This window comes from Marinobacter sp. ANT_B65 (assembly GCF_002407605.1).
Classification (GTDB): Bacteria; Pseudomonadota; Gammaproteobacteria; order Pseudomonadales; family Oleiphilaceae; genus Marinobacter.
Map to the genome: position 1 here is coordinate 594,547 of NZ_NXGV01000001.1, position 17,191 is coordinate 611,737.

The 17,191-nt window shown below is 54.0% G+C and carries 17 protein-coding genes; 9 read left to right on the top strand and 8 right to left on the bottom strand.

The features are described 5' to 3' along the window. Window position 1: 1 nt before the first annotated feature. The 3 genes from CPA50_RS02890 to CPA50_RS02900 all read right to left on the bottom strand — a co-directional run bounded on the left by CPA50_RS02890 (window position 2) and on the right by CPA50_RS02900 (window position 4,023). Window positions 2–1,810 (bottom strand): PHA/PHB synthase family protein, encoded by a 1,809-nt coding sequence (locus CPA50_RS02890; RefSeq protein ID WP_096780961.1) that lies wholly within the window; start codon window positions 1,808–1,810, stop codon window positions 2–4. Window positions 1,811–1,902: 92 nt separating this feature from the next. Then, window positions 1,903–2,646, bottom strand: coding sequence for a 3-oxoacyl-[acyl-carrier-protein] reductase (fabG, locus tag CPA50_RS02895; RefSeq protein WP_096780962.1), 744 nt, complete (start codon window positions 2,644–2,646; stop codon window positions 1,903–1,905). Window positions 2,647–2,805: 159 nt separating this feature from the next. After that, window positions 2,806–4,023: a polyhydroxyalkanoate depolymerase gene (locus CPA50_RS02900; RefSeq protein WP_096780963.1), complete on the bottom strand. Its 1,218-nt coding sequence runs from the start codon at window positions 4,021–4,023 to the stop codon at window positions 2,806–2,808. A 146-nt stretch (window positions 4,024–4,169) separates the two neighbouring features. On the opposite strand from CPA50_RS02900, the gene CPA50_RS02905 reads away from it, so the two are divergent. Next, window positions 4,170–4,373 (top strand): hypothetical protein, encoded by a 204-nt coding sequence (locus CPA50_RS02905; protein WP_096780964.1) that lies wholly within the window; start codon window positions 4,170–4,172, stop codon window positions 4,371–4,373. A gap of 5 nt (window positions 4,374–4,378) precedes the next feature. Next, window positions 4,379–6,265: a monovalent cation:proton antiporter-2 (CPA2) family protein gene (locus tag CPA50_RS02910; RefSeq protein ID WP_096780965.1), complete on the top strand. Its 1,887-nt coding sequence runs from the start codon at window positions 4,379–4,381 to the stop codon at window positions 6,263–6,265. Window positions 6,266–6,291: 26 nt separating this feature from the next. Here CPA50_RS02910 and CPA50_RS02915 read toward each other — a convergent pair whose 3' ends face one another. Both CPA50_RS02915 and ovoA read right to left on the bottom strand, forming a co-directional pair. Beyond that, on the bottom strand, window positions 6,292–6,912 hold the full coding sequence (locus CPA50_RS02915; protein ID WP_096780966.1) for a flavin reductase family protein: 621 nt from the start codon (window positions 6,910–6,912) through the stop codon (window positions 6,292–6,294). 45 nt (window positions 6,913–6,957) lie between these two features. Next, entirely contained in the window at window positions 6,958–9,120 is a 2,163-nt protein-coding gene (gene ovoA, locus CPA50_RS02920; RefSeq protein WP_179397143.1) for a 5-histidylcysteine sulfoxide synthase, read from the bottom strand. Window positions 9,121–9,370: 250 nt separating this feature from the next. Here ovoA and CPA50_RS02925 point away from each other — a divergent pair, with 250 nt between their 5' ends. Continuing rightward, window positions 9,371–10,840: a DASS family sodium-coupled anion symporter gene (locus CPA50_RS02925; RefSeq protein WP_096780967.1), complete on the top strand. Its 1,470-nt coding sequence runs from the start codon at window positions 9,371–9,373 to the stop codon at window positions 10,838–10,840. Here the strand turns inward: CPA50_RS02925 and CPA50_RS02930 are convergent. Continuing rightward, window positions 10,779–13,025: a LemA family protein gene (locus tag CPA50_RS02930; RefSeq protein ID WP_227519468.1), complete on the bottom strand. Its 2,247-nt coding sequence runs from the start codon at window positions 13,023–13,025 to the stop codon at window positions 10,779–10,781. The genes CPA50_RS02925 and CPA50_RS02930 overlap by 62 nt on opposite strands. Here CPA50_RS02930 and CPA50_RS02935 point away from each other — a divergent pair. Genes CPA50_RS02935 through CPA50_RS02950 form a run of 4 tightly spaced genes read left to right on the top strand, consistent with a single transcriptional unit; the run spans window position 13,024 to window position 14,876 of the window. After that, window positions 13,024–13,392, top strand: coding sequence for a hypothetical protein (locus CPA50_RS02935; RefSeq protein WP_096780968.1), 369 nt, complete (start codon window positions 13,024–13,026; stop codon window positions 13,390–13,392). The genes CPA50_RS02930 and CPA50_RS02935 overlap by 2 nt on opposite strands. 39 nt (window positions 13,393–13,431) lie before the next feature. Continuing rightward, the gene (locus CPA50_RS02940; RefSeq protein WP_096780969.1) at window positions 13,432–14,037 is read left to right on the top strand and encodes a class I SAM-dependent methyltransferase; all 606 of its coding nucleotides are present in this window, start codon (window positions 13,432–13,434) and stop codon (window positions 14,035–14,037) included. 52 nt (window positions 14,038–14,089) lie between these two features. Then, on the top strand, window positions 14,090–14,434 hold the full coding sequence (locus tag CPA50_RS02945) for a PBPRA1643 family SWIM/SEC-C metal-binding motif protein (RefSeq protein WP_096780970.1): 345 nt from the start codon (window positions 14,090–14,092) through the stop codon (window positions 14,432–14,434). Between the two features lie 10 nt (window positions 14,435–14,444). Continuing rightward, complete coding sequence (locus CPA50_RS02950; RefSeq protein ID WP_096780971.1) at window positions 14,445–14,876, top strand: DUF3010 family protein; 432 nt, start codon at window positions 14,445–14,447, stop codon at window positions 14,874–14,876. Between the two features lie 33 nt (window positions 14,877–14,909). On the opposite strand, the gene CPA50_RS02955 is transcribed toward CPA50_RS02950, so the two are convergent. Then, on the bottom strand, window positions 14,910–15,353 hold the full coding sequence (locus CPA50_RS02955) for a YtoQ family protein (protein ID WP_096780972.1): 444 nt from the start codon (window positions 15,351–15,353) through the stop codon (window positions 14,910–14,912). 277 nt (window positions 15,354–15,630) lie between these two features. Here CPA50_RS02955 and CPA50_RS02960 point away from each other — a divergent pair, with 277 nt between their 5' ends. Beyond that, window positions 15,631–16,593: a DnaJ C-terminal domain-containing protein gene (locus tag CPA50_RS02960; protein ID WP_096780973.1), complete on the top strand. Its 963-nt coding sequence runs from the start codon at window positions 15,631–15,633 to the stop codon at window positions 16,591–16,593. A 15-nt stretch (window positions 16,594–16,608) separates the two neighbouring features. Continuing rightward, entirely contained in the window at window positions 16,609–16,950 is a 342-nt protein-coding gene (locus tag CPA50_RS02965) for a chaperone modulator CbpM (RefSeq protein WP_096780974.1), read from the top strand. Between the two features lie 28 nt (window positions 16,951–16,978). Here CPA50_RS02965 and CPA50_RS19315 read toward each other — a convergent pair whose 3' ends face one another. Next, window positions 16,979–17,152, bottom strand: a complete 174-nt coding sequence (locus CPA50_RS19315; RefSeq protein WP_143750718.1) for a DUF6435 family protein — start codon at window positions 17,150–17,152, stop codon at window positions 16,979–16,981. Window positions 17,153–17,191 lie beyond the last annotated feature (39 nt).

Consider the following 17,191-nt stretch of genomic DNA (forward strand, 5'->3'; position numbering starts at 1 on the left):
GCTAGCTTTCTTCCCGGGAATCCTGCACATATGCCCCGGGGGCAGGCTCAATCACCGGGAGTTTCCCCTTCGCGGTATCACGGGCCTTCACCTCACCACCGCTATATTGCTTAGCCCAGTCTATCCAGTCTGGCCACCAGGAACCTTCAAGCTGCCTGGAGCCTTCCAGCCAGTCATCCGGGCTCAGATTGCTGTCGTCGTTCAGCCGGTAGCCGTATTTTTTCCGGTCAGGCGGATTGATAATGCCAGCGATGTGCCCCGAACCACCGAGTACAAAACGCACCGGGCCGCCCAGGCACCGGGAGCCCTGATAGCATGAGATCCAGGGGGCAATGTGATCCTCTATGGCCGATGCGAAGTAACTCGGCACCTTGATTTTTCCGAGATCAATCGGGGTGCCGGCAAGTTCAATGCCTCCGGGTTCACGCAAACGATTGTGCAGATACATGTTGCGCAGATAGAAACTGTGCATGGCCGCGGGCATTCGGGTAGCGTCTGAGTTCCAGTACAACAGGTCGAAGGGTGCAGTATCGCGGCCCAACAGGTAATTGTTGACGAAAAAGGACCAAATCAGGCTGTTGGCCCGCAGCATATTGAATGCTGTCGCCATAGATGCTCCGTCAAGATAGCCCTGTTTGTTCATGGCTTTCTCAAGTTTACTGACGGCATCCTCGTCAATGAATACCTCCAGGTCACCGACGTCTGAGAAGTCCATCATGCTATTGAGGAATGTTGCACTCTTCACCCTGTCATCGCCCCGGGCCGCGAGCCAGGCCAGGGTGCAGCCGAGCAGGGTGCCGCCAATGCAGTAGCCGACGGTGTTGAGCTCGCGCTCGCCGGTAGCCTGCTCAATGGCATCCATGGCGGCGACAGGCCCCTCCAGCATGTAGTCTTCAAAGCTCTTGTGTGCCATCTCCGGCCCCGGATTAACCCAGGACACCACGAACACTGTGTGGCCGTGTTCCACCCAGTAGCGTATGAACGACTTTTTCTCTCCCAGATCGAGAATGTAGTACTTGTTGATCCAGGGCGGAATAACCAGCAGCGGACGGCGATGCACCGTTTTTGTAGTTGGGCGGTATTGAATGAGCTGCATCAGCTCGTTCTGATAGATTACGTCGCCAGGCGTGTTAGCCAGATTTTCACCGATAGTAAAGGCGTCCGGATCGGACATGCGAAAGGGCACAGGACCCTTGCCCTCATCGAGATCGCGCAGCAGGTTGGCCAGTCCCCGCAGCAGGTTTTTTCCCCTGCTCTGAACGGTTGCCCGCAGTACCTCCGGGTTGCTCAGGATAAAGTTGCTTGGTGCCAGGGCGTCAGTCATCTGACCGGTGAAAAACTGTAATTTTCGCCTGGTGTGGTCGTCCAGGCCGCGCACATCGTTGATGGTGTCCATGACCCATCGATTCGACAGCAGGTAAGCCTGTTTGATGACGTTGAACGCCATGGCCTCACTCCAGATCTGATCACGGAAGCGCCCGTCACATGGATCTGGTTCTGCCACGGAAAGCGGCTTGCTGCGTAAACTACTGGTCAGTACGCCCCACCCGAATCGGGAACTGTCCCTGAGCAGGCGTATCTGGGCAAGGATCAGGGTGTCCGGTTGGGTTACCAGCTTTCCTGCCAGAGAAACAAAGGGTCTGGCCATGCTTTTGATGCTGGCAGGATTGGGGGGGCTGCGACGGAACCTGCGCATAACTGAACGCTTCAGCAGGTTTCTGCCGTGCACGCCAGCGCGCATCAGGGTTTCTGGCACGGTGTCGGGATCGGATTCAGAAGAGGATGTAACTTTAACCGGTTTTTCAGACATGGACACAGTCTCCACTCCGCGCTCACTATGGTCGCGGTCTATCAGAAACGGCGGTAGGCGCATGAACCCAATGCGTCTACCGCGACGCGGTATTACATATACACACCGCCGTTGACGTTAATCTGCTGGCCGGTGATGTAGTCTCCTTCTGCGGCCAGGAATACAACAGCCCGGGCGATTTCCTCCGGTTGTCCAAAACGGCCCATTGGCACTCGTGCAATAATCTGTTCGCGGATATTCTCCGGTACCTGAGCGAGCATCTCGGTCTCTGTAAAACCTGGCGCAATAGCATTGACGGTTATGTTGTGCTTTGCCATTTCCAGTGCAAGGGTCTTGGTAAACGCAATGATGCCGCCCTTGCTGGCTGCGTAGTTTGCCTGCCCGAAGTTGCCGGCCTGGCCGACGAATGAGGTGATGTTGATAATGCGACCGTACTTTTGTTCCATCATGACGTTCAGCACTTCCGAACAGGTTGCGTAGACACTTCCCAGGTTGGTGTCGAGAACAGCGTTCCAGTCGTCATCGGTGAGCTTTCTCATGGACTTGTCGCGGGTGATACCTGCGTTGTTCACCAGGATGTCGATGCGCCCCCACTGTTCATGGACTTTACGTATCAGGTCACGGGCCGCGGGCATCCCGGAAAGGTCTGCCTGGAAGGCCAGTGCCCGGACGCCTGCCGCTTCAAGTTCCTGAACGACCTTGTCTGCGTCGGATTGACGGGAGCAGTAGTTGATTGCAACGTCCGCGCCGCGCTGGGCAAGTTGCAGTGCGATATGCCGACCGATGCCACGAGAGGCGCCGGTGACGATGGCTACCTTGCCTTTGAGGTCTTTCATGACGCTCTCCTTCGAGTGATCTGATCACTGCGATCTGGTTAATTATTATTGTCCATTGAGAGTGCCCCGCCGGCTGTACAGGGGCGGTGCAAAGAGCACTCATAATTCAAGCTAGCAGAGCACCAGAGGTGCTACAAGAAATTAGCTCAAAGCATCCGCTCAGGCTGCGCGGATGAATGCCTTCAATCGGGGGGAAATATCGTTGCGCCAGGCGCTTCCGTTGAAAACACCGTAGTGGCCAACACCAGGCTGCAGGTGATGTGTGCGACGGGAGTCAGGCACATTGAGGCACAGATCGTGGGCTGCATGGGTCTGCCCTGGGCTGGAGATATCGTCCTTTTCACCTTCAATGGTCATCAGCGCGGTATCACGGATGGCCGCTGGATTCACCAGACGCCCCCGGTATTTGAAACAGCCGCGGGCCAGGTGAAATTCCTGAAAGACTTTCTGAATGGTATCCAGGTAATAGGTCGCCGGCAGGTCCATCACAGCCAGATATTCGTCATAGAACTCACGGTGCCGCGAAACCTTTTCGGCCTCATCGTCCCGGATTGACCGGAACAGCCCGCGATATGCATCAACGTGGCGTTTGAAGTTCATGTTCACAAACCCTGTCAGCTGCAGAAATCCGGGATAAACCTTGCGCAAGGCACCCGGGTAGGGGGCTGGTACCGGGTGTACGAGGTTGCGCCTGAACCAGGACAGTTTGTGCTTGGTAGCCAGTTTGCAGGGCTCAGTGGGATCAACGCGCGCGTCTATTGGGCCACTCATGAGTGCCAGAGAACGAGGTGCTGCCGGATGTCCATCCTCTGCCATAATGGCAGTGGCTGCCAGTACAGCTACTACTGGCTGGCAAACAGCCAGTACGTGGGTGTCCGGCCCCAGGTGACTGATAAAGTCGATGACGTAGTCAATGTAATCGTCGAGACCGAAATCGCCCTCTGACAGCGGAACCTGGCAGGCGTCGCGCCAGTCGGTGATGTAAACGTCATGGTCTGGCAGCATTGCTTCTACGGTGCCACGTAACAGTGATGCATAGTGGCCGGACAGAGGCGCGACGATCAGCAGTTTCGGATCATCAGGCCGTGCGACATTGCGCTGGAAGTGTTTTAGCTGTGCAAAGGGTTTACGTTTGACAATGGCTTCGTTTACGTCGACTTGCTCGCCATCGCAAATGGTTGTGTTCAGATTGAAGGCCGGTTTCGGATAGCGACGGGTCAGATCTCCGAATACACTATAGGCGGATGCAATGCTCCGGGCCCCGGGAATTTTGGACAAAGGGCTTCTGGGATGTTGGAGCAGGGTGCTCTGGGCACTTGTCAGTATGCGTATGGGCTTTAACGCGGCGCGACCTATCTCGTGGGCAAAATACATCATTGCATTGTCCTGCTTGAGTTCTGGCTTGAGGCCTTGTCCCGGCGCGCCTGTTGGCGAGCCCGAGCCATTACACTAGCATGTTTTTGGTGAATCGAAATCCTGGGCTGAAAATGTCAGCGCAATGAGCTTTTGGAGACTTTCGCTCTATGCAAACCGCTAACCTTTTTTGGGGCCTGATTTTCAGCTCTGTTGGCATCGGTTATTTTATCTACGGTCGAAGGCAGTCGAGTCTGATCGCCCGCTACTGTGGTATCGCGCTGTTTCTCTATCCGTATCTGGTAACGAATACGCTTGCTCTGGTAGCAATAGGTGTCGTGCTGATGCTCACCCCCAGATTCATTGATCTCTGAGCCCTATGACCACTTATTTCATTCAGGCATTTATCTATCTGCTCGCTGCTGTGGTTGCTGTGCCTCTGGCAAAGCGTTATGGACTGGGCTCCGTGCTGGGCTATCTGGTTGCCGGCGTAGCGATAGGGCCGGTTATGGGCCTTGTGGGCCAGGAGACCAGCACCATTCAGCATTTCGCAGAGTTTGGTGTTGTCATGATGCTGTTTCTGATTGGCATGGAGATCGATCCGAAGAGGCTTTGGGCCAGAAAGGTTCACCTTCTGGGCCTCGGAGGCTTGCAGGTAACCTTGACCGCCGCCGCTGGCATGACGGTGGCCACCTGGTTTGGGCTTCAGTGGCAGACCGCGCTGGCGGTAGGCCTGATCTTCGCGCTGTCGTCTACCGCTATCGTGCTGCAAACCCTGGAAGAGAAGGGCCTGGCGAAGACAGAAGGCGGACGCAATACCTTCTCAGTGTTGTTGTTTCAGGATATTGCGGTTATTCCTATGCTTGCACTGATCCCTCTGCTGGCGTTGCCTGGCCTTAAGGCAGGCTCCGGCCCGGCTGCCAGCCCTGAATCCGGCCTGAGCCTGGTTGATGGTCTGCCAGGATGGGCTCATGCCCTGGTTGTTGTGGGTGCAGTCGCCGCCGTTATTGTTGGTGGTTACTATCTGAGTCGGCCGTTGTTCCGTTATGTGGTGCAATCCAGGTTGCGTGAGATCTTTACTGCTACGGCGTTAATGTTGGTTATCGGTATTGCAGCGCTGATGAGCGTTGTGAATCTCTCGCCCGCCCTGGGAGCTTTTCTGGCAGGTGTGGTGTTGGGCAACAGTGAGTTTCGTCATGAGTTGAAAGCCAGTATTGAGCCCTTCAAGGGCCTGCTGTTGGGGTTGTTTTTTATCACCGTAGGTGCAGGAATCGACTTCGGGGTACTTGTGGCCGAGTGGGGCATCGTTGCTGGGCTGGTTTTAGCGGTGATTGTGATAAAAGCACTGATCTTGCTCATACTGGCGCTGATATTCAGGAATCGTGGAAGCAACGGCTGGTTATTTACCCTTGGGCTTGCACAGGCAGGCGAGTTTGGTTTTGTGCTGCTTGCCTATGGTGTCCAGAGTTCGGTGATTCCGGCAGATATCGCTCAGATTCTCTCGCTGGTTGTTGCGTTGTCCATGTTTCTCACGCCGCTGCTGTTTATTGTTTACGATCGGGTTGTTTTGCCCCGTTACCGACGTTCCACGAACGATGAACGGGAAGCGGACACCATTGATGAGCAGGCACCTGTGATCGTGGCCGGAGTGGGGCGTTTTGGTCAGGTAATCTGTCGGCTGCTGCGGGCCAACGATATTCCTGTTGTGGCTCTCGACCACGAGTTTGAGCAGATTGAAAATCTTCGCAAAATTAACATCAAAAGCTTCTTCGGTGATGCGAGCCGCCCCGGTTTGCTTGAAACCGCGGGTATTGGGCAGGCCCGCCTGCTGGTGGTGGCAATCAATGACAGGGAGCGCGCTGTAGAGATAGTAAAACACGCGAAGAAATTCTTCCCCGGCGTATGGGTATTGGCTCGGGCGTTTGACCGTGGTCATGGCTACCAGCTTCGACAGGCGGGGGCTGACGATGTGATAAGTGAGACTTATCACTCTGCCCTGGAACTCGGCGGTCATGCTCTTACAGCTATAGGTGTTCACCCGATGCGGGCCAGGCAGATGACCTGGGCGTTTGTCGACAATGAGCAGGCCCACAAGGATCAGTTGTTTGAAGCCTGGAAGGAAATCGAGGAAGGTATCAACTTCGGTCCCCGCTATGGTGAGCTTTTCATGAAGCTGGAAGAGGCGTTGAGCAGTGCCATGCACCGGGACTGGGGCGAGCCAAAGCCTGAGGATGTTCCGGTATGGACGCCGCCGGAACACCATTGACCTGGCTGTATAGACTGGCCCGGGATTTATCCGGGCCGGTACATCTTGAATTTCTGTGCTGCATCCACGGTAAAGTAATCAGCTGGGCCCCCACCCCGCATTACCGGTTCTGCCGCAGCCGTATCATAGACTCCATCCTTGAGCAGGTGCTGCGCTATATGCACACCAACTACCTCACCGAAAACCATCCAGGTGTCCACCGTTTTTCCGTCGGCGCCCGCAAGCCGGAGTACTTGCGACACCCTGCACTCCAGAGTTACCGGGCTTTCCGCAACATGCGGTGCCGAGATAATCCGGGATGGCTTTGGTGTAAGGCCTGCGAGGATAAACTCATCAGTTTCAGGCCCGACAGCTGCACAGGTCTGGTTCATGGCGTCGCTGAGCGAGCGGGTAACCAGATTCCAGCAGAACTCCCCCGTCTCTTCTGCATTGCGGACGGAATCTTTGTAGCCAATGCTGGAGAATCCAACGATTGGGGGAGTGTAATTGAAAGCATTGAAGAAGCTGTAAGGTGCGAGGTTGAGGACCCCCTCACGGCTCATGGATGATATCCACCCGATCGGGCGTGGTGCCACCAGAGCGTTGAACGGGTCATGGGCCAGTCCATGACCCTGGGCAGGTTCGTAGAAGTGAATATTTCCTGGCATAAAACGCTCTCGGTTAGTTAGGCGGGCGGGGCGGGGCCACGCTTGTCAGCGTGGCAACCGTTCCCAGACTGTAACCTCAGACAAGGTGTGCTGATGCTTGTGCCGGGTTTCCCGAATTACGAAGGGAACCTTTCTGGGCTCTCCTGTTAACCGGAAGTGCCCGGAGAGGTGGTCCCGCAAGCCATCCAGAGTTGTATAGTTTTCCCCGTCTTTTTTGAAGCCGCCAATCCACTCCTCTTTTGGCGTATGTTCTTCCAGCCAGGTGTAAGGCGAAGCAATAATCAGCAGGCCTCCATCATTAATGCGTTCATGTATGTTGTCGAGGAAGCGCCTTGGCCGGTACAGCCTGTCGATCAGGTTGGCCGCAAGAACCAGGTCGTAACCGGTGAATGTGGGCTTGAGATTGCAGGCGTCGCCCTGATGAAACGAAACTCTGTCTGCGTAGGTGTCGAGACCCAGGCTTTTGAGCGATCGGGTATGGTAGCTGACGAGATCGCCTTCTTCCGTGAGTGAGTATCGAACGGAGCCCCGGTTTGCCATTTCGACACCAAGGTTTATGAAGTTGGCTGAAAAATCGATACCTTCCACCACGTCGAACTGGCGCGCCAGCTCGAAGCTGGATCGGCCACAGGCACATCCCAGATCCAATGCCTTATGTGAGGTCCTTCCTCGCATGGCATCCAGTGCCAGGTCTGCAAGAGCTTTTGAAAAATTCTCAACGCCGAACGAAGAATCACCAAAGTGGAACTCTGCGTATTCGGCGAGAAGCTTGTTGCTTTCATAATAAGCATTGGGTTCGACCGCCTCTGTATCTGAGGTGATATACCGGAACCCTGCGTGCTGGAAAAAATGGCGTCTGAACGCGTAGCGAGCGGACAGGCGGGCTTCGTTGCCGCATGAAATCCATGAGCCGCCTTTGATCAGGTTGTGCTGGCCATCAAAGGTAGGCGCGGTGAAATCGTCGTAAAGCGGATGAACCCTGAAGTTGTCGAACGGGTAGATTGGCGTCTCTGTCCATTGCCAAACGTTGCCCACAACATCAAACCAATCGCCATGCCTGTAATATGTTACCGGGCAGGAAGATGCTCCGTGGTCCAGATGCAGGTTGGCGTTGGCAGGAGAGGGGCCAACCTCTTGTACGCCTGCTTCTGAGCACAACCGATACCATTCATCTTCTGTGGGCATACGAACGGGTTGCCCTGTCTGCTCGCCCTTCCACTCACAAAAGGCTTTCGCTTCGTGGTAGTTCACTTCTGCAGGCCAGTCCCAGGGCATGGGTACTTCTTCAGTCATAAGACGCAGGTGCCAGCCATTATGCCAGCGCCAGAATGTGGGGTGTTTTGCTCCTGCGAAATCGCGCCATGAGCGCCCTTCATTGCTCCAGTACCTGTCCTGCCTGTAGCCCTCAGCCTCAACAAATGACAGGAATTCCTGGTTGCTTACCAGGTACTTGCTGGCCTTGAACTTTTCTACTTCGGCCTGGTGTTCGCCGTATTCGTTATCCCAGCCATAATAAGCATCGCTGTAAGCCTTGCCGATGCGAACTGTACCAGCCGGAACGCTGATCAGGCTGTTGGCTGGCGCCTCCCCTGTTTGTGGGCATGGGCGCCAGTCAGGGTGCGAACGGACTCTGGCAAGATCTTGCTGCCGGATCAGAACCGAGGAGGTTTCAAGATGAATGCGTTCGTGTTCCATGCCCATGATCAGCGGCCACCAAGGGCTCTCCCAGTTAATGGGCATCTCCAGAGGCAGGGTCTCGATCAGTTCAAGCACTATTGCCCGCACCCTGGCACGATAGTCCATTACCTGGGGCACACCGGGCCATTCGTAATGGTCATCGTTCAGATCGTCCCAGCTCATTTCGTCCACACCTATGGCGAAAATTGATTCCATATGTGGATCAACGCGTTCGCGCAGAAGTTTTGCCAGTACGAGTTTGTTAATGAAAAATGTTGCGGTATGGCCCAGGTAGAATATAAGCGGGTGTCGCAGTGGTATGGGCTTTTGATAGAACCCATCGTCATCAACCAGGCAGCTGAACAGGTGAGTGTATGTGTCAAAGGTGTTCAGGAAATACTGAGCTATTTCCTGGCGTTTTTCGCCCGGATTACCAGTGTCCAGCCTGGGCATTCTGTACAGCACAGGTGCATTTGGCCGCGTTTCGGGTGTTTTTTCAGGGGGTTCGGTGCCCTGGATTGGTGAGGTCATGGTCGAACGCGTTCCTTTTCCTGTGTTAGATCAGCTTTTAATACGGTTCTACACCCTGTAGTGGTTCAGCGCTGGGTGTTATTTTACGTGTATGCCAATACTCTGGCCATCACGCAAGCTGAATGCCGGGTGCTCCGTCTGACTGTTTGCAGCACTGTGTATCAAAGCATAGCCTATCGTTGTTCCTTCCTGATTCAAATCATTTGATTGGAATGGAGTTGTTTACCAAAACTACCAAAGGATTGTTGTGATGCCTTCAGCTACAACCGATTTTCGTCCGTGGCCGTCGCTTATTGCTATTGCCATCGGGGTTGCTATCTGGTTAATCCCCACGCCTGAGGGCGTGTCTGCTCAAGGCTGGCTGATGCTGGCTATATTCGTTGCGACGATTGCCGCCATCATTGGCAAGGCGATGCCGATTGGCGCTATTTCGATAGTGGCGATTACAGTGGTAGCCGCCAGTGGTGTTACCAGTGATAACCCAAGCACGGCAATTCGTGATGCCCTGGGTAGTTTCAGCAACTCTCTGATCTGGCTTATAGCTATAGCTATCATGATTTCCCGGGGGCTGATCAAGACCGGGCTTGGAGAACGGATTGGCTATTACTTTATTGCCATGTTTGGCAAGCGAACGATTGGAATCGGTTATGGTCTGGCCCTTTCGGAGCTGGTTATAGCGCCGGTTACGCCCAGCAATACAGCTCGTGGGGGAGCCATTATTCACCCGATCATGCTGTCCATTGCAAAGAGTTTTGGTTGCACGCCGGACGATGGCAATACTAATAAGATCGGCAAGTACCTTGCCTTGGTTAATTACCATGCCAATCCTATTACCTCTGCGATGTTCATTACCGCCACTGCGCCCAATCCGCTAACAGTCAAATTAATTGCTGATGCGACCGGAGCTGCAATCAGTCTTAGCTGGACGACCTGGGCCCTTGCGATGCTCTTGCCCGGCCTCGTTGCTATCGCGTTAATGCCATTGGTGATTTACTTAATGTACCCACCGGAGATCAAATCGACTCCGGATGCGGTGAACTTCGCTCGTGATCGCCTTGAACAGTTGGGAAAACTGACGCGGGACGAAGGCATTATGCTCGGTGTATTTGTTGTTTTGCTATTGTTATGGGCGGATGTGCCGGCATGGATTTTCGGCGCGTCGTTCAAACTGAATGCAACCACGACTGCTTTTGTGGGCTTGTCGATCCTGTTGGTTACGGGTGTATTGAACTGGAAGGATGTGCTGTCCGAAAAAAGTGCCTGGGATACGCTCGTCTGGTTCGGCGCACTGGTGATGATGGCCTCTCAGCTTAACGAGTTGGGCGTTATTGAATGGTTCTCCGGCGCTATCCAGAGCGGCATCGTCAGTACGGGGCTGGCGTGGCCTGCCTCCACTGCACTCCTGATTCTGGTGTTTCTGTATTCCCATTATTTCTTTGCCAGTACCACCGCCCATATTACCGCGATGATGGGAGCCTTTCTGGTGGTTGGCCTCAGCCTGGGTGCTCCGCCCATGGCCTTCGTGCTGATGATGGCTGCCACCTCATCCATTATGATGACTTTAACCCATTACGCCACTGGCACATCGCCAGTTATTTTCGGCTCCGGCTATGTCGGGTTGAGTGAGTGGTGGAAAGCCGGATTTGTAATGAGTCTGGTCAATCTGACCATTTGGGTGGTAGTTGGTGGTCTCTGGTGGAAGTTGCTGGGTTACTGGTAAATTGCCGGAACCGGAACAGCTTTGCCAGAATCAGGTCCGGAAAGGACTGAATGCGTGTGTTGTAGATCATTACGCTCTCGGTATGGCTGCTCCTTAGCAGCGCCAGGTAGTTCTCTGTCTCGCTCATGATGTCCATGAATTTGCTGATCACGGTGTTGTTTTTCAGGTCCGGGTAGCCCTCTATCCGGGCCAGTAGCGTTGTGGTTACCTGTTTTTCAGCACTCAGCAGTTTGTCCACCTGCTCCACAGAATTCATTTCTGCAGGGTTGGCGCTACGCAGACGGGCAATGGCCTGAAGCAGCGCCGTCTCATGAGCCAGTGACGTCTTCACCACCTTCTCAAGGTTGGGCCAAAGATCATGGCGTTGCTGGAGTATGGTGTCGATGTTGGCGCTGGCCCTGTCGACACGGTTTTTCAGGAAAACTATATCGTTGTAGTGCAGAACGCCGAGGTACGCACAGAGTACCAATGGCACGGCGAGAGCAGAAAGCAGGAGGTTGTCCGGGCTGAAACTGCCGTCAGCTGCCAGCAAAACAGTGGCGGAAAAAAGGAACAGGCCGAGGCTCAAGGCTGTGCCGGTCAACCCTCCCGAACCTTGTGAAAGTACGATGTCTTCTTCTTTTTTTGTAGTGATCAGGAAGGGCGAATCACCATCCTTCTGCAGGGCCAGGCGGTCGGGTTGCCTGCGGTCGAGCCCCGCAAACCCAAGGCAATAAACATTGACCAGTGTGTCCAGTAATCTGACGGTATAGCGTTTGTCGTCGCGGATTTCTGAGTGGCGTTTGGGATAGGCTATGCTGGCGCCTTCCGGATAGACCAGTACCCGGCCTTCGTTATCTTCCAGCCAGAAGGGCACTCGTTCTTTCTGGTGTTCTGTGATGTGCCACTTTGCGTCTTTCCCGGAGCCGCGCTTCTCTTCAATGGTGTAATCATAAGCCACGCATTTCTCGTTGCGAAGCGGGTCATGAACCGGCGGGTATGTCTCATCCACGTCTACCATCGCCTTCAGTTCGGCAAGTCCAAAGCTCAGGCCTCTGGTGCTTGAGGTAGGTACAGCTTCAATCAAACGCTTCAGTTTGACAGCGCGTATCGCGACCAGAATGAGTATGATGGCCAGTACCGCACTTACCGCCGAAAGTCCCCGGCTCGTCCACGTATGCTGAAACCTGACTCCCGGCTGACTTTCAACGATTTGTCTCGCCTCTTCTGCAGTACTGGCATCCAGTTCCGGCATTGGCAGGCGCTTTTCCACAAGGGTCCGGTATTTCCACCTGTCAAGCCACCCGCTGGTGCTTTTCTGGATTAGTTGCCGCAAGGCACTGAGGTCTGCAAGTACAAAAGGGGTGATCTCGTCCTTATCCGTATCGGCGTTGAGATGTTGATAGCGGGATTCGTAAAGTGTGGCGATTCCCTGCCATTCCTGGTTCAGTTTGGATACGCCCAGAACAGAGAGTGTCCCCGAGACGGCCAGGCTCATCAACCACACGTACACCCAAAAGCGGTGTATTTTTACGGCGATCAGCAATAGTGCCACGCCGAGAGCCAGCAAGCCTGTGGCAACAGAGATCCGGATGGCAGCGCTGAACAGCCGGCCCCCTCCGTCAATATCCAGAGTGAAGCCTGAAACCAGCGCTGGCAGGCTGAAGGCCTCCAGGCCGGCAAACACCATTTTCCCGATTTCGTGATCATAGCGCCCGATCACCCGCACGTTCTCACCGGGCCTCAGGGCCCATTCCGAGTAGATCTTGTCGCCGCTTCGCGAACTGTAAGTGCGTTCGAGGTTCCATTCAATATCTGCCAGCTCATGGCCCGGTGCGATGGTTGCCCTGCCACTGGAATCTCTTATCAGAAAATCCACGCCACGCTGCCCGGAATCGAGTGTTCGTGTGCGTAAGTCGCCGTCGGAATCCCTGTATTCTTCTTCAAGCTTGTATCTGTAGTAAACGGCTTCGGAGCCGGAGTAGGGTGTGGTCAGAATGCCCAGGGATTTGCCGGTTTCACCGGCGATGACATATGGACCGTTTGTCAGCGCGGCAATGGGTGTTGTTGGCATGCGCTCCATCTGGCGCGCCTGGCTAAGCTCATCAAGCCCGGTTTGCATGAGGTGATACGAACCAGCCAGACAGGCCAGCCCCAGCAGCGCTATAATGATTTGTTTAACACCTAGTCCCATAAAGGCTTTCATGAAATTCCCGATTGTTACTGTTGCTCTGGTATCAGCAGCATTGGTGTTTGTTCTCTGGGATCAGTCCCGTGAACAGCCGCAAGTGGTTGGTGCTGAAAGGTTCACCAACCTGGAGTCCAGCCCCGCTGGTCTTGGTATGGCGGCGGATTGGATTATTACTCAGGTGCCTTCTCTTTGCGAGAAAGCTACAGGCCAGGGAGAAGGCTCTGAAGCCTATGCTACATGTGTCAGTGGGGCTGAGGCGCGCACATCCACTTGCCGGCGGGGGGTGTACGACCGCTTTCCGGATACAGTGTCTTCGGACGCAGTTTTCCGGGACCTTTCGATCACGTTGATTAACTGCCTGGTGCCTGACGCTCTGGGCTAATCCCTGCGTACCTGGGAATACTGCACACTCGAGGTGCTTATGAGTAACGACTTTTTTGCCCACAAGGCTCAGGCATACGAGCAGAGCCCCGATCGCGTCGATAATGTAAGTAACATAGCCAACAGGATCCTTGAAAAAAACAGTCTGGATCCGTCCATGCATTTGCTGGATTTTGGCTCCGGGACGGGATTGCTTCTGGAACGAATTGCACATCATGTAAGCAAGATCACCGCGGTGGATATTTCGCCCGCCATGAACCGGCAGCTTGCGGAGAAACAAGACAGGCTGGCTTGTGAACTGGAGGTTCGGGAGCTGGATCTGGAAAAGCAGACGATGGAGGATCGTTTTGACGGTGTTATATCCTCAATGACCATGCATCATGTGCGCGACGTAGAAGCCATGTTCCGGCGCTTCCATGAGCTGGTGAAACCAGGTGGATTTATTGCCATATCCGATCTGGATAAGGAAGACGGCTCTTTCCATACCGAAGACACAGGGGTATTCCATTGCGGATTTGACCGGAGCGGGATTGCCTCCGCTGCACAGCGCGCCGGCTTTGATAATGTAGAGGTGGTGTCTGCCAGTGTGATCAAGAGGGAAACGGGAAACTACCCGGTGTTTTTGCTGATCGCCTCAAGGTGCTAGCCAGTGGTATTCTAGGCGTTCCTTTCCTTCTCCCCTATCTCTGGATCCCAGTATGTCAGACAAGTTCTTTTTCAAGGGCCGGCAGGATGCGCGCCAGCATCACACGGCCTATGGCGGCTTTCAGACTAACGCCAGCCAGAAAAGTGGTAGCAGAAAATTCCCGTTGAAGCTTGTGGTTACCAGTGAGGCCCGCAAACAGCAGGTTGAAGCTTTGGTAGCAGAAGCCCGGTTGTACGCAGACATCACGCTCGATACTAACGAGGGCGCTGTTGAATCTGTTGCTGAGCTTACGGCCATTCTGAAGAAGGGTGGCACAATCACACAGGCAAAGCTGCCGTCCAGGAACGATCCCTGCAGTTGCGGTAGCGGTCTTAAATTCAAGAAGTGTTGTGCCTAGAGGCTTGGCTATGCTTATTTGTGGTGTTGAACTGAGCGGCAGTGATGCCGTGGTGTGTTTACTGAGCATGGATATGGGGCAGTTTACCTTGCCGGAGACAAGGGTTCGCAAAATTACGCTGAAGAAAAATCACACGCGCGAAGATTTGCTGCAGTTTCAGGCCTCTTTCACAGAGTTTCTGGCCGAACAGGGTGTTAAAAAAGTTGCGATCAAAGAACGCATGCCTAAAGGCAAGTTTGCTGGCGGTGCGATCAGCTTCAAGATGGAAGCCGCTATCCAGCTAATACCGGCGGCAGATGTTGAGGTTGTTCTGTTATCACCGGCAACCATCAAATCGACGCTGGCCTCCAGTCCTATGCCTGTTCCATTTTCTGAGACTGGCCTGAAGGTGTTTCAGGAAACCGCGTTTGTCGCAGCATATGTTGGTCATCTGGCAAAATAGCAGTTGCTGCTCGCCGCCAGATGACCTGAGCGTTTACTGTGCAGTTGTCACATACTTCAGAATTTCAACAACCTGCTCGGGAGTCTGCGCCCACGCCATGGCGGATGCGTCTACTTCCTTCAGCGGGTGGATAATGTCATCGTTGTGCAAAGTGATATAAGGCGTGCCCATAGCCGCACAGAAGCCGGCATCAAACGCAGCGTTCCACTGTTTGTACTTATCGCCAAAGCGGATAATTGCCAGATCACACTGCTCCAGCAGTGTCTTGGTTCGAATACCGTTAACTTTGGATGACTGGTGATCCCGCCAGAATGCTGTTTCCGGTTTGCCCAGCATGTCACCTGCGGCATCGCTGGATTCGTGATCGGTGACGGGCGATGTGAATTCTACAGGCAGCCAGGCGTCTTTCGCCCCGGCCTGAATCTGCTCACGCCAGTCGGTATGGATTTCGCCAGAGAGGTAAACAGTCCAGATCATGGAGTTTTCCTGAATTAGATGGATGGGACAGATTTGAGCTTTGGAACCCTATCACAGCTCGCTGGTTTACAGAATCGCGGCACGTTGAACGTTTTCATCAACAGCCATGATTGCCAGTTCTGCCAGTGTTTCCGGTTGCCCTTTTTTTCGAATATCTGCTTTAGCTCAAGTCACGGCTATTATATCTGCGAAAGCGCAGGGGTAAGCTTGTATTTCCGTCATTTGCGCCGATTATATATAACCATGGAACAATCTTTGACCAGATGCGAGGAGTTCAATGGATTTCAAAGACTATTACGCCGTGCTCGGTGTGAGTGAGTCTGCCTCCCCCGAGGAGATCAAAAAATCCTACAGAAAGCTGGCCCGGAAATATCACCCGGATGTCAGCAAAGAGGATGATGCCGGCGAGAAGTTCAAGGAGCTTGGTGAGGCCTACGAAGTACTGAAAGACCCGGAAAAACGCACTGAATACGACCAGTTGCGCAAGTACGGTCCTCAGGCTGATGGTTCTTTCCAGCCGCCGCCAGGCTGGCAGAGCGAATCCGGATTTGGTGGCGGAGGCTACACAGATGCGGATTCCCGCCAGTTCAGTGATTTTTTTGAACAGATGTTTGGCGGTGGCCAGGCGGGTGGTCGCCATGCTGGCAGTGGTTTCCGGCAGAATGTGCGCATGCGTGGTGAAGATGTTCTCGCCCGGTTGCCATTGTTTCTTGAAGAAGTATTTAATGGATGCGAGAAGCAGGTTTCCTTTGCTGTGCATGAGGCCGACGATCAGGGCCGGATAGTTGCGCGTCAGAAAACCCTGAAAGTGAAAATTCCTGCTGGCATGCGCGAAGGGCAGCATCTGCGTCTGAAAGGCCAGGGCTCTCCCGGTATTGGTGGTGGTGAACCTGGTGATTTGCTGATTGAAGTCGAATTGGCGCCTCATCCTATGTTCAGTGTTGAAGGCAGAGATGTTGTTTTGACCGTTCCGGTAACCCCTTGGGAAGCTGCGCTGGGTGCGACAATCATGGTGCCGACTGTGGGATCAAAAGTGAATGTGAAGGTGCCAAAGGGAACCTCTTCCGGTCGCAAGCTTAGGCTCAAGGGCAAGGGGCTTCCGGGAAAACACCCGGGTGATCAGATAGTCGTTCTCCAGATCGCCATACCTGAGCAGCATTCCGCAGAGGCAGAAAAACTCTACGAACAGCTCGCAGAAGCCGAGAAGAAGTTCGATCCACGCAGCAAACTCCATCTGTGAAGCGGAGAGTAAGGGATGAGTGATAAAGACAGTATTCTGACCGTTGAGGTAATGGACTCCGATGGCAGCACCTTTACCCTTCACGAGGTGTGCGAACGGGGAGAGTGCCACGCGGAGTTTGTAATCAAACTTGTGAATTACGGCATAATTTCACCGGTAGAGCCTTCAGCTGAGGCCCGTCAGTGGCTGTTTGATGTAGCGGCACTTGCCCGCTTACACAAAGCCCGGCGTCTGCAAAGAGACCTGAAAATGAATCTTCCAGGGCTGGCTATGTCTCTGGAACTGCTGGATGAAGTTCAGGAAATGCGCCGGGAAGTGGCGCGACTAAACCATCGGCTGCAGCAGTTGTTGGACTGACTCCTGACCGGGGGAGCCGCTCCCCCGGTTATTTCTTTTCTTCCAGTGCCTGAAGCTCTGCGTATATTTTCTCAGCTTCCTCTGTCAGTGTTCCATAGGTTCTGAGATCACCATTGCGCTGCGCGCTCAGGGCTTTGGCCAGCTTGTCTTCGTAAGCTTTCTGCAGTTTCTTTTTCGGATCACCTTTTAAAAAACCCAACATGTTTCTGCACCTGATTTGCTTGATGGTTCAGTTCTTTAC